9 protein-coding genes and 1 tRNA gene are annotated in these 12695 nt (G+C 60.4%); all 10 read right to left on the minus strand.

Annotation, left to right across the window (positions count from 1 at the left end):
• Window positions 1–12: 12 nt before the first annotated feature.
• The gene (gene rpoC / locus BGP02_RS20230) at window positions 13–4224 is read right to left on the minus strand and encodes a DNA-directed RNA polymerase subunit beta' (protein ID WP_017232374.1); all 4212 of its coding nucleotides are present in this window, start codon (window positions 4222–4224) and stop codon (window positions 13–15) included.
• A 26-nt stretch (window positions 4225–4250) separates the two neighbouring features.
• Window positions 4251–8357: a DNA-directed RNA polymerase subunit beta gene (gene rpoB / locus BGP02_RS20235; RefSeq protein WP_017232375.1), complete on the minus strand. Its 4107-nt coding sequence runs from the start codon at window positions 8355–8357 to the stop codon at window positions 4251–4253.
• A gap of 508 nt (window positions 8358–8865) precedes the next feature.
• Window positions 8866–9240 carry a 50S ribosomal protein L7/L12 gene (rplL, locus tag BGP02_RS20240; RefSeq protein WP_017232376.1) on the minus strand — a complete coding sequence of 125 codons (375 nt, stop codon included), beginning with the start codon at window positions 9238–9240 and terminating at the stop codon, window positions 8866–8868.
• A gap of 60 nt (window positions 9241–9300) precedes the next feature.
• A complete protein-coding gene (rplJ, locus tag BGP02_RS20245) occupies window positions 9301–9798 on the minus strand; it encodes a 50S ribosomal protein L10 (RefSeq protein ID WP_010804162.1) in 498 nt (165 codons plus the stop codon).
• Between the two features lie 323 nt (window positions 9799–10121).
• Window positions 10122–10817 carry a 50S ribosomal protein L1 gene (gene rplA, locus BGP02_RS20250; protein ID WP_017232377.1) on the minus strand — a complete coding sequence of 232 codons (696 nt, stop codon included), beginning with the start codon at window positions 10815–10817 and terminating at the stop codon, window positions 10122–10124.
• Window positions 10817–11248, minus strand: coding sequence for a 50S ribosomal protein L11 (rplK, locus tag BGP02_RS20255; protein ID WP_017232378.1), 432 nt, complete (start codon window positions 11246–11248; stop codon window positions 10817–10819). Before rplK ends, rplA begins: the two co-directional genes overlap by 1 nt.
• A 142-nt stretch (window positions 11249–11390) precedes the next feature.
• The gene (gene nusG / locus BGP02_RS20260; protein WP_026131673.1) at window positions 11391–11948 is read right to left on the minus strand and encodes a transcription termination/antitermination protein NusG; all 558 of its coding nucleotides are present in this window, start codon (window positions 11946–11948) and stop codon (window positions 11391–11393) included.
• 1 nt (window position 11949) lies between these two features.
• Complete coding sequence (gene secE / locus BGP02_RS20265) at window positions 11950–12330, minus strand: preprotein translocase subunit SecE (RefSeq protein WP_017232380.1); 381 nt, start codon at window positions 12328–12330, stop codon at window positions 11950–11952.
• A 22-nt stretch (window positions 12331–12352) separates the two neighbouring features.
• A tRNA-Trp gene (locus BGP02_RS20270) sits at window positions 12353–12428 on the minus strand.
• A 64-nt stretch (window positions 12429–12492) separates the two neighbouring features.
• Window positions 12493–12695, minus strand: a 203-nt coding sequence (locus BGP02_RS20275) for an EF-Tu C-terminal domain-related protein (RefSeq protein ID WP_502688502.1), incomplete at its 5' end; no start/stop codon positions are given.

A 12695-nucleotide genomic window follows, 5' to 3' on the forward strand; every position in this document is an offset into this window, starting at 1 on the left:
CCGCCCGCCCGATTACTCCGCCGTAGGCTCTTCCACCGAGCTTGGCATCGGTGCAAACGCTTCTTCCAGAGCGATCTGGTCGTGACGCTCGCGATCCGACGTCTCGCGGGCCTTGCGGGCCTTGTGATACGCCAGACCCGTACCTGCCGGGATGAGACGGCCAACGATGACGTTTTCCTTCAGGCCACGCAGGTCGTCCTTCTTGCCCATGATCGCGGCTTCGGTCAACACGCGCGTCGTTTCCTGGAACGAGGCTGCCGAGATGAACGAATCCGTCGACAGCGACGCCTTCGTAATCCCCAGCAGCACGTTCTCGTACTGCGCCGGACGCTTGTCCGCGGCGTTCATGGCGTCGTTCTCGTACAGCATGTCCGAGCGCTCGACCTGTTCGCCGATGATGAAGCGCGTATCGCCGTTGTCGGTGATCTGCACACGACGCAGCATCTGGCGAACGATCACCTCGATGTGCTTGTCGTTGATCTTCACACCCTGCAAGCGGTACACGTCCTGCACTTCGTCGACGATGTAACGCGCCAGCGCTTCGATACCCTGCAGACGCAGGATGTCGTGCGGGTCGGCCGGACCGTCCACGATCATTTCGCCCTTGTTCACCACCTGGCCGTCGTGCACCAGCACCTGCTTTTCCTTCGGAATCAGGAACTCGTGCTGGTTGCCGTCGAGATCGGTAATGACCAGACGCTGCTTGCCCTTCGTGTCCTTGCCGAACGACGTGGTACCGGTGACTTCGGCCAGAATGCCGGCGTCCTTCGGTGCGCGCGCTTCGAACAGCTCGGCCACACGCGGCAGACCCCCGGTAATATCGCGCGTCTTCTGCGCTTCGGTCGGGATACGTGCGAGCACTTCACCCACCGGCACTTGCTGACCGTCCTTGATGGTGATCAGTGCGCCCACCTGGAAGCCGATCGTCACTGCGTGATCGGTCCCCGGGATCTTCACTTCCACACCATGTTCGTCGAGCAGCTTGACCTGCGGACGCACGTTCTTCGACGCCGGACCACGACGCTTCGGATCGATCACGACTAGCGTGGACAGACCCGTCACATCGTCGATCTGCTTGGCCACCGTGACACCTTCCTCGACGTTCTCGAACCGGGCGTAACCGCCGTGTTCGGTAATGATCGGGCGCGTCAGCGGATCCCACGTACCCAGTTGGGCACCGGCCTTGACCTGTGCGCCGTCCAGATGCAGCAGCGTGGCGCCGTACGGCACCTTGTGGCGCTCGCGCTCACGGCCATGATCGTCCGTGATCAGGATTTCGCCCGAACGCGAGATGGCGATCTGTTCGCCGCGACCGTTCGTCACGTAACGCATGGTCGCCGAGAAGCGAACCGTACCGTTCGACTTGGCTTCGATCGACGAGGCCACGGCCGCACGCGATGCCGCACCACCGATGTGGAACGTACGCATCGTGAGCTGCGTGCCCGGTTCACCGATCGACTGCGCAGCGATCACACCGACCGCTTCGCCCACGTTCACACGCGAGCCGCGGCCAAGGTCACGGCCGTAACAGGCGGCACACAGACCGAAGCGCGTATCGCAGGTCAGCGGCGTGCGCACGCGCACTTCGTCGACACCCAGCGCTTCGATCATCTCGACGGCGTCCTCGTCGAGCAGCGTGCCCGATTCGTACACCGTCTCTTGCGTTTCCGGATTCACGACGTCGGCCACGGCCACGCGACCGAGGATACGGTCACGCAGGGCTTCGACCACTTCACCGCCCTCGACCAGTGCCTTCATCGCAACGCCGTTGCTCGTGCCGCAATCGTCTTCGACCACGACCAGATCCTGCGTCACGTCGACCAGACGACGCGTCAGGTAACCCGAGTTTGCCGTCTTCAGTGCCGTATCGGCCAGACCCTTACGTGCACCGTGGGTCGAGATGAAGTACTGCAACACGTTCAGGCCTTCGCGGAAGTTCGCGGTAATCGGCGTCTCGATAATCGAGCCGTCCGGCTTGGCCATCAGGCCACGCATCCCCGCGAGCTGGCGAATCTGGGCGCTCGAACCGCGAGCACCGGAGTCGGCCATCATGTAAATCGAGTTGAACGACTCCTGGTCGACGATATTGCCGTCGCGATCGGTCGTCTTCTCTTTCGAGAGCTGCTCCATCATCGCCTTGCCCACGGCGTCGCCGGTCGCACCCCAGATGTCCACGACGTTGTTGTAACGCTCTTGCGCCGTGACCAGACCCGACATGTACTGACGGTCGTATTCCTTGACCTTCTTCGACGCTTCGCCGATCAGCTCTTCCTTCTTCGTCGGCACGAGCATGTCGTCGACGCAGATCGAGATACCGGCGCGCGTTGCCAGGCGGAAGCCCGACTGCATCAGCTTATCGACGAAGATCACCGTCTCGCGCAGACCGCAGCGGCGGAACGCCGTGTTGATCAGCTTCGAGATTTCCTTCTTCTTGAGCGACTTGTTCAGCACCGAGAACGGCAGGCCCGGCGGCAGAATTTCCGACAGGATCGCGCGGCCGACCGTGGTCGGGTACAGCGTGATCTTCGGCGTCTTCTCGCCCGTTTCCGGATCGACCGTGTACTCCGTGATACGCACGTTCACGCGCGAAGCCAGTTCGACTTCCTTGTTGTCGTACGCGCGCAGCACTTCCGAGACGTCGATGAACGACAGGCCTTCGCCGCGGCCGTTGATCTTGTCGCGGGTCGCGTAATACAGACCCAGCACGATATCCTGCGACGGCACGATCGACGGATCGCCGTTGGCCGGGAACAACACGTTGTTCGAGGCCAGCATCAGGGTACGCGCTTCCATCTGCGCTTCGAGCGACAGCGGCACGTGAACGGCCATCTGGTCACCGTCGAAGTCGGCGTTGAACGCCGCGCAAACCAGCGGGTGAAGCTGGATCGCCTTGCCTTCGATCAGCACCGGCTCGAACGCCTGAATCCCCAGGCGGTGCAGCGTCGGTGCGCGGTTCAGCATGATCGGGTGTTCGCGGATCACATCTTCGAGGATGTCCCACACCACCGCCGTCTGGTTCTCGACTTCCTTCTTCGCGGCCTTGATGGTCGTGGCCACGCCCAACACTTCCAGCTTGTGGAAGATGAACGGCTTGAAGAGTTCGAGCGCCATCAGCTTCGGCAGACCGCACTGATGCAGCTTGAGCGTCGGGCCCACGGTAATCACCGAACGGCCCGAGTAGTCCACGCGCTTACCGAGCAGATTCTGACGGAAACGACCGCTCTTGCCCTTGATCATGTCGGCCAGCGACTTGAGCGGGCGCTTGTTCGCACCGGTCATCGCCTTGCCGCGACGGCCGTTGTCGAGCAGCGAGTCCACGGATTCCTGCAGCATGCGCTTTTCGTTGCGCACGATGATGTCCGGGGCCTTCAGCTCGAGCAGACGCTTCAGACGGTTGTTACGGTTGATGACGCGGCGATACAGATCGTTCAGATCCGAGGTCGCGAAGCGGCCACCGTCGAGCGGCACCAACGGGCGCAGCTCGGGCGGGAGCACCGGCAGCACTTCGAGCACCATCCACTCGGGCTTAATGCCCGAACGCTGGAAAGCCTCGAGCACCTTCAGGCGCTTGGCGTACTTCTTGATCTTCGCTTCCGAGCCCGTGGCTTGCAGCTCGGCGCGCAGATGCTCGACCTGCTGGTCGATGTCGATCGAGCGCAGCAGCTCGCGCACGCCTTCCGCGCCCATCTCGGCACGGAATTCGTCGCCGTATTCCTCGACCTTGTTGTAGTAATCCTCTTCGGTCATGATCTGGCACCGCTTGAGCGGCGTCATGCCCGGTTCGAGAACCACATACGCTTCGAAGTACAGCACGCGTTCAATGTCGCGCAGCGTCATGTCGAGCACCATGCCCAGACGCGACGGGAGCGACTTCAGGAACCAGATGTGCGCGACCGGCGAGGCCAGCTCAATGTGGCCCATGCGCTCGCGACGCACCTTCGCCAGCGTGACTTCCACGCCGCACTTCTCGCAGATCACGCCACGGTGCTTCAGGCGCTTGTACTTGCCGCAAAGGCACTCGTAATCCTTGATCGGACCGAAGATCTTTGCGCAGAACAGGCCGTCACGCTCGGGCTTGAACGTCCGATAGTTGATCGTTTCCGGCTTCTTCACTTCGCCGAACGACCACGAGCGGATCTTGTCCGGCGAAGCCAGACCGATCTTGATCGCGTCGAACTGTTCGACCTGCTGAACTTGCTTGAATAGATCGAGCAAAGCTTTCATTGCTTTCTCCTGTTGCCTGAACGCAATTAACTGCGCTCCAGGTCGATATCGATACCGAGCGAACGGATTTCCTTGACCAGCACGTTGAACGACTCCGGCATGCCGGCATCGATTACGTGATCGCCCTTGACGAGGTTCTCGTACACCTTCGTACGCCCCGTCACGTCATCCGACTTCACGGTCAGCATTTCCTGCAGCACATACGATGCGCCGTATGCTTCCAGTGCCCACACTTCCATTTCACCGAAGCGCTGACCACCGAACTGGGCCTTACCGCCCAACGGCTGTTGCGTCACCAGCGAGTACGGACCGGTCGAACGCGCGTGCATCTTGTCGTCGACCAAGTGGTGCAGCTTGAGCATGTGCATGAAGCCGCACGTGACCGGACGCTCGAAGGCTTCGCCGGTACGGCCGTCGAACAGCGTGACCTGGTTCTTCGACGGCGTCATGCCGAGTTCCTTCGCGACGTGATCCGGGAACGCCAGATCCAGCATGCGACGGATTTCGTCTTCATGGGCACCATCGAACACCGGCGTTGCGAACGGCACGCCGTTCTGCAGGTTGCGCGCCAGCGACATGATCTCGTCGTCCGACAGGCTGTCGATATCTTCTTGTTGACCGCTCTCGTTGTAGATCTTCGTCAGGAACTTGCGAACTTCCTGGACCTTGGTGTGCGCCTGCAGCATTTCGCCGATACGCCAGCCCAGACCCTTCGCTGCCCAGCCGAGGTGCGACTCGAGAATCTGACCCACGTTCATCCGCGACGGCACGCCGAGCGGGTTGAGCACGATGTCTGCCGGACGGCCATCGGCCATGTACGGCATATCCTCGATCGGCACGATCTTCGAGACCACGCCCTTGTTACCGTGACGGCCTGCCATCTTGTCGCCAGGCTGCAGACGACGCTTGACCGCCAGGTACACCTTGACCATCTTCAGCACGCCCGGCGGCAGTTCGTCGCCTTGCGTGAGCTTCTTGCGCTTCTCTTCGAAGGCCAGATCGAACGAGTGACGCTTCTGCTCGATCGATTCCTTGATCTGCTCGAGCTGTTGCGCACCTTCGTCTTCCGCCAGACGGATGTCGAACCAGTGGTAACGGTCCAGATCCGCCAGGTATTCCTTCGTGAGCTTGGTGCCCTTGGCGAGCTTCTTCGGACCGCCATTGGCCGTCTTGCCCACCAGGAAGCGCTCCAGACGCTGGAACGCATCGCCTTCCACGATACGCAGCTGGTCGTTCAGGTCGAGGCGGTAGCCCTTGAGTTCATCGTCGATGATCTGCTGGGCGCGCTTGTCGCGCTGAATGCCTTCACGCGTGAACACCTGCACGTCGATGACGGTGCCGCTCATGCCCGACGGCACGCGCAGCGAGGTGTCCTTCACGTCCGATGCCTTCTCGCCGAAGATCGCGCGCAGCAGCTTTTCTTCCGGCGTGAGCTGAGTTTCGCCCTTCGGCGTGACCTTGCCCACCAGCACATCGCCGGCTTCGACTTCCGCGCCGATGTACACGATGCCCGACTCGTCCAGACGGCCGAGTTGGACTTCCGCCAGGTTCGAAATATCGCGCGTGATTTCCTCAGGTCCGAGCTTGGTGTCGCGAGCGACCACGTTCAGCTCTTCGATGTGGATCGACGTATAACGGTCTTCCGCAACGACACGCTCCGAGATCAGGATCGAATCCTCGAAGTTGTAGCCGTTCCACGGCATGAACGCGATCAGCATGTTCTGACCCAGCGCCAACTCACCCAGATCGGTCGACGCGCCGTCGGCGATCACATCGCCGCGCGCCACCTTGTCGCCTTCTTCCACGATCGGGCGCTGGTTGATGTTGGTGTTCTGGTTCGAACGCGTGTACTTGATCAGGTTGTAGATGTCCACGCCGACTTCACCGGCGACGGCTTCATCGTCGTTCACGCGAATCACCACACGGCCTGCGTCGACGTAGTCGACCACGCCGCCACGGAACGCCTGCACGGTCGTACCCGAGTCGACAGCCACCGTACGTTCGATACCCGTACCGACCACCGCTTTTTCCGGACGCAGGCAAGGCACGGCCTGGCGCTGCATGTTCGAACCCATCAACGCGCGGTTCGCGTCGTCGTGCTCGAGGAACGGAATCAGCGACGCGGCGACGGAGACGATCTGCGACGGTGCCACGTCCATGTACTGGATGCGGTCCGGCGTGACCATCAGCGTTTCGCCGGCTTCACGCGACGACACCAGTTCGTCGGTCAGTTCACCGTTTTCGCCAATCGACGCGTTCGCCTGAGCGATCACGTAGCGACCTTCCTCAATGGCCGACAGGTAGTCGATCTGGTCGGTGACCTTGCCGTCTTCCACCTTGCGGTAAGGCGTCTCGAGGAAGCCATACTCGTTCAGGCGGGCGTACAGTGCCAGCGAGTTGATCAGACCAATGTTCGGACCTTCCGGCGTTTCGATCGGGCACACGCGGCCGTAGTGGGTCGGGTGCACGTCGCGCACTTCGAAGCCGGCACGCTCGCGCGTCAAACCGCCCGGGCCCAGTGCGGACACGCGACGCTTGTGCGTGATTTCCGACAGCGGGTTGGTCTGGTCCATGAACTGCGAGAGCTGCGACGAACCGAAGAACTCGCGGATGGCCGACGAGATCGGCTTGCTGTTGATCAGGTCGTGCGGCATCAGGTTTTCCGACTCGGCCTGACCCAGACGTTCCTTCACAGCACGCTCGACACGCACCAGACCGGCGCGGAACTGGTTCTCGGCCAGCTCACCCACGCAACGCACACGACGGTTGCCCAAGTGGTCGATGTCGTCGACTTCGCCGCGGCCATTACGCAGATCCACGAGGATCTTGATGGTCGAGAGAATGTCGTCGTCGCCCAGCGTCATCGGTCCGAGCACTTCGTCACGGCCGACACGACGGTTGAACTTCATACGACCCACCTTCGACAGGTCGTACGCTTCTTCGCTGTAGAACAGACGGTTGAACAGGGCCTCGACCGCATCTTCGGTCGGCGGCTCGCCCGGGCGCATCATGCGGTAGATCGCAATACGCGCGGCCGTGCGGTCGGCGGTTTCGTCGATGCGCAGCGTGGCCGAGATGTACGACCCCTGGTCCAGATCGTTCGTGAACAGCGTCTGGATGTCCGACACGTCCGACTCGCGCAGCTTGACCAGCACGCTTTCGGTGATTTCTTCGTTGGCGTTGGCGATCACTTCGCCGGTATCGCCATCGATCACGTTCTTCGCGAGCACTCGGCCGAGCAGGTAGTCTTCCGGCACCGAGATGAACTTGGTGTTGGCGTTCTCCAGGTCGCGGATATGCTTGGCGTTGACGCGCTTGTCCTTCTGGACGATGACCTTGCCTTCGCGATCCGTGATGTCGAAGCGCGCTACTTCACCGCGCAGACGCTCCGGCACGAACTCCATCTGTGCGCCTTCCGGCATCAGCTTGAAGTTATCGAACACGAAGAAGTTCGCGAGGATCTGTTCCGGCGTCAGGCCGATCGCCTTGAGCAGGATCGTGACCGGCATCTTGCGACGGCGGTCGACGCGGAAGTACAGGATGTCCTTCGGATCGAATTCGAAGTCCAGCCACGAGCCGCGGTAGGGGATGATACGCGCGGAGAACAGCAGTTTGCCCGAGCTGTGCGTCTTGCCCTTGTCGTGTTCGAAGAACACGCCCGGCGAGCGGTGCAGCTGCGAGACGATGACACGCTCCGTGCCATTGATGACGAAGGAACCCGTCGAGGTCATGAGCGGAATTTCGCCCATGTACACTTCCTGTTCCTTGACTTCCTTGACGACGGGCTTGTTCGGCGATTCACGGTCGAGAATCACCAGACGAACCTTGGCGCGCAGGGCCGAGCAAAAAGTCAGGCCGCGCTGTTGACATTCCTTGACATCGAACGCGGGCGTGCCGAGCAGATAGCTGACAAACTCCAGGCGTGCGAACCCGTTGTGAGAAACGATCGGGAAAATGGAGGAAAAGGCTGCTTGCAGACCCTCCGGCTTCCGCTCCGATGCAAGCGCTTCGGCTTGCAAGAACGATGTGTACGAGGCGAGCTGGGTGGCCAGCAAAAACGGCACCTTGTGCACGGTCGGACGCTTCGCAAAACTCTTGCGAATGCGTTTCTTCTCGGTGAAGGAATAGTGCATTACGATCTCCGAATCACTACGCTGGCGACGACGGCAGGCATCGTCAACGGGTGTTCATCGACTGAGACCAGACGTCCCCCGCGGCGGGCTTGCCGTGGAGCAACGAGCTTGGTGGTTGGCCGCTACCAACCGCTGGCTGACGGCGACGGATGCCTGTGTTGCCCGTCGCCCGACCAAACTTGCCTTCTGCAGTCGCTTCAGAAGACAAAGAGAAAACCGCCACGGGTCGAATCCCGGCGCGATCTTTTCTTTGGCCTCTTCGGTATTTCTTCGGTACTACCCTCGCTTCCTCTCTGTTGCTGTGTATCGCCAGTACCCTCGATGATGCGTGCGCTTGAAACGGCAAAAATCACGGATGCATCGGCGAAATCATTTTGCTTTCAACCTCTTGGCACACTTTCGCGCTGGCTTTCGAGTTGCGCGCGCCCCTTTCGGGATTTGGCTCTCCTGAAAGCACAAAAAGGCTGACGACGTTTCGTCGCCAGCCTTCCCTACGCGCAGAGCCGAATTACTTGATTTCGACCTTGGCGCCGGCTTCTTCCAGCTTCTTCTTGGCTTCGTCAGCAGCAGCCTTGTCGACGCCTTCCTTGACAGCCTTCGGAGCGCCATCAACCACGTCCTTGGCTTCCTTCAAGCCCAGGCCCGTGATTTCGCGGACGGCCTTGATCACGCCGACCTTGTTCGCACCGACTTCCGCCAGGATGACGTTGAATTCGGTTTGCTCTTCGGCTGCAGCAGCAGCACCAGCACCCGCGGGGCCAGCCACCGACAGGGCAGCAGCCGACACGCCAAACTTCTCTTCGAACGCCTTGACCAGGTCGTTCAGTTCCATAACCGACATTGCGCCAACGGCGTCGATGATGTCTTCTTTCGTGATTGCCATTTGTAAAACTCCTAGATTGTGTTCGGACCGAAGTCAGCGATCGTGTAACCGGGACGAGAATTAAGCAGCTTCTGCTTGCTTCTTCTCGGCCACGGCAGCCAGGACGCGAGCAAAGCCGGAAACCGGCGCTTGCATGACACCCAGCAACTTCGCGAGCAGTTCGTCGCGGCTCGGGATCGAGGCGAGCGCTTGCACGCCTGCCTTGTCCATCACCTTGCCGTCGTACGAGCCGGCCTTCAAGATCAACTTGTCGTTGCCCTTCGAAAAGTCGTTCAAGACTTTCGCAGCGGCTACGGGATCCGTCGAGATACCGTAGATCAGAGGACCGGTCATCTGCTCAGCCAGGTCAGCAAACGGGGTGTTTTCCACCGCGCGGCGAGCCAGCGTGTTCTTCAGAACGCGCAGGTAGACGCCTTGCTGACGCGCATTGGCGCGAAGCTTCGTCAGATCGCCAACCGTGATTCCGCGATATTCAGCCACAACGATGGTCGAAGCGCCGGCGACTTGCGCCGAAACTTCTGCCACGACGGCTTTCTTATCATCAAGATTAAGTGCCACGGTTAACCTCCAAAATTGACATCACCTCATGGTGATGCCGTTCCACTAACGGCTTACCGACATGTCTGGAGTTTCAACCGCCACGCCCGGTTGCCCAGGTGAGGCGATGTGACTGCATAACTTGTTCGGGTTCGCCATCTGCGTTGGCTGGCGTATTAAGGGAGCGTCAACACATGCCCATTCCCGCCAACGGTCTTTGATAACCGGAAGCGATTTCCGAAGAATCCGCTTCCGCCCAAAGTCTTTTGCTGCTGACTGTCGATCCTGAGGATCGCAGTCGTCGCAGGGGACGCCATCACCCTGCGATTGCGATACGGTCTGGCTTAGGCAGCCAGGCTGGCCTGATCCACACGCACGCCAACGCCCATCGTGCTCGAGAGGGCGATCTTGCGCAGGTAGACACCCTTGCTCGAAGCCGGCTTCGACTTCGTCAGGGCTTCCAGCAGGGCCGACAGGTTCTGACGCAGTGCTGCCGGGTCGAACGACGCACGACCGATGGTCGCGTGAATAATGCCGCCCTTGTCAACGCGGAACTGCACCTGACCGGCCTTGGCGTTCTTCACTGCCGTAGCGACGTCCGGGGTCACCGTGCCAACCTTCGGGTTCGGCATCAGGCCGCGCGGGCCGAGAATCTGACCCAGCGTACCGACGACGCGCATCGTGTCCGGCGAAGCGATCACGATATCGAAGTCCATCTTGCCAGCCTTGATTTGCTCGGCGAGGTCTTCCATACCCACGATTTCAGCGCCGGCAGCCTTGGCTTGCTCGGCCTTTTCGCCTTGAGCGAACACAGCCACGCGAACCGACTTACCGGTACCGGCCGGCAGAACGACCGAGCCGCGAACCACTTGGTCCGACTTCTTCGCATCCACGCCCAGTTGCACGGCGACGTCGATCGACTCGTCGAACTTGGCGCTTGCGCATTCCTTGACCAGGGCCAGAGCATCGCCGACCGGGTACAGCTTGTTGCGGTCGACCTTGGCGGCCAGTGCTTGTTGACGCTTAGAGATCTTAGCCATTACAGACCCTCCACCGTGATGCCCATCGAACGTGCGCTGCCAGCGATGGTGCGAACCGCGGCGTCCAGATCGGCGGCGGTAAGGTCAGGCATCTTGGTCTTCGCGATTTCTTCCGCTTGTGCGCGGGTGATCTTGCCCACCTTGTCGGTGTGCGGCTTGCTCGAACCCTTTTGCAGGTTGGCAGCCTTCTTGATCAGCACCGTTGCCGGCGGGGTCTTCAGGACGAACGTGAAGCTCTTGTCCGCAAATGCGGTGATCACCACCGGGGTCGGAAGACCCGGCTCGAGGCTCTGCGTTTGCGCGTTGAACGCCTTGCAGAACTCCATGATGTTCAGGCCACGTTGACCCAGGGCCGGGCCCACGGGGGGCGACGGGTTGGCTTTACCTGCAGGAATCTGCAGCTTGATAAAGCCGATGATTTTCTTTGCCATGGTTTACTCCGGAACGAATATGTGGCGCATATTCGGGGTTGAGTCATAGCGCGCGTTCACCAAAACGGGCTACTGACGCTCCTCGGCGACGGCTGTCACCAACGCAAAAACGCGCCGGACGTCGCGCCGGCGCATTTTATTCTTAGATCTTTTCGACTTGCCCGAACTCCAGTTCTACCGGAGTTGCCCGTCCGAAAATGGTGACGGAAACACGGAGGCGAGATTTTTCGTAGTTCACTTCTTCCACCGAGCCGTTGAAGTCCGTGAAAGGACCTTCCTTGACTCGAACCAGCTCGCCCACCTCGAACAACGTCTTCGGACGCGGCTTTTCCACCCCGTCCTTGATTTGCGACATGATCTTGTCGACCTCGGCCTGTCGAATCGGAATCGGGCGATTGCCCGTACCGCCGACAAAACCGGTGACCTTGGCGGTATTCTTCACCAGGTGCCACGTGTCATCCGTCATTTCCATCTCGCACAGCACATAGCCGGGGAAGAAACGACGCTCGGTGACCGACTTGTGGCCACCTTTGATTTCAACGACTTCTTCGGTCGGGACAAGAATCTCACCGAACAAGTCTTCCATGCCGGCACGCGCAATACGCTCACGCAGCGCCTTGGCTACGCTCTTTTCCATGCCGGAATACGCATGAACGACGTACCAGCGCTTCTTACTCGGTGCAGCCCCGGTATCAGACATATCACTTCCAGCCAAGAATCAAAGAGAACACCGCCCATTCAATCGTCTTGTCGCTGATCCAGAGATACAGCGCCATCACGATGACGAACGCGAAGACAATCGCAGTCGTTTGAGCGGCCTCTTTACGGGTCGGCCAAACGACCTTACCCACTTCCCGATACGCATCCTTGGCAAAAGCCAGGAAGCTTTTGCCGGTTTGCGATGCCAATGCAACACCTGCTGCGATGGCGAGAACGACGACGATGGCAGCAACGCGCACATACAGTGCCTGTTGCCCCAGCGCGTAGAAGGCCACGACACCAGCAATCACGAGCAGCCCGGCCAGTGCCAGCAGCAGCTTGTCGCCAGTCGTACGTACAGTTTCTACGGGAGAATTCGCCATTTCCAGCTTGCAGACAGTTGTTTGGCAGGGGCAGAGGGAATCGAACCCCCAACCTTCGGTTTTGGAGACCGACGCTCTGCCAGTTGAGCTATACCCCTAAAACAGCAGTGGGGCCAGCCGCCAAAAGCTGACCCCGTAAGCGCGGACCGTTAAGGTACCGGCTTACGCTACGATCTTTGCAACCACGCCGGCGCCGACAGTACGGCCACCTTCGCGAATTGCGAAACGCAGGCCTTCAGTCATGGCGATCGGAGCGATCAACTTGACGGTGATCGACACGTTGTCGCCAGGCATGACCATTTCCTTGCCTTCCGGCAGGGTGATCGAGCCCGTCACGTCCGTCGTACGGAAGTAGAACTGCGGAC

Origin of the sequence: Pandoraea sp. 64-18 (genome assembly GCF_001899225.1) — a bacterium.
In the GTDB taxonomy this organism is placed as follows: Bacteria; Pseudomonadota; Gammaproteobacteria; order Burkholderiales; family Burkholderiaceae; genus Pandoraea; species Pandoraea cepalis.

Bases quoted from the DNA above. Each gene is read 5' to 3' on its own strand.
- rpoB (WP_017232375.1), bottom strand. From the start codon at position 8,357: ATGCACTATTCCTTCACCGAGAAGAAACGCATTCGCAAGAGTTTTGCG.
- rplA (WP_017232377.1), bottom strand. From the start codon at position 10,817: ATGGCTAAGATCTCTAAGCGTCAACAAGCACTGGCCGCCAAGGTCGAC.
- nusG (WP_026131673.1), bottom strand. From the start codon at position 11,948: ATGTCTGATACCGGGGCTGCACCGAGTAAGAAGCGCTGGTACGTCGTT.
- rplL (WP_017232376.1), bottom strand. From the start codon at position 9,240: ATGGCAATCACGAAAGAAGACATCATCGACGCCGTTGGCGCAATGTCG.
- rpoC (WP_017232374.1), bottom strand. From the start codon at position 4,224: ATGAAAGCTTTGCTCGATCTATTCAAGCAAGTTCAGCAGGTCGAACAG.
- secE (WP_017232380.1), bottom strand. From the start codon at position 12,330: ATGGCGAATTCTCCCGTAGAAACTGTACGTACGACTGGCGACAAGCTG.
- rplK (WP_017232378.1), bottom strand. From the start codon at position 11,248: ATGGCAAAGAAAATCATCGGCTTTATCAAGCTGCAGATTCCTGCAGGT.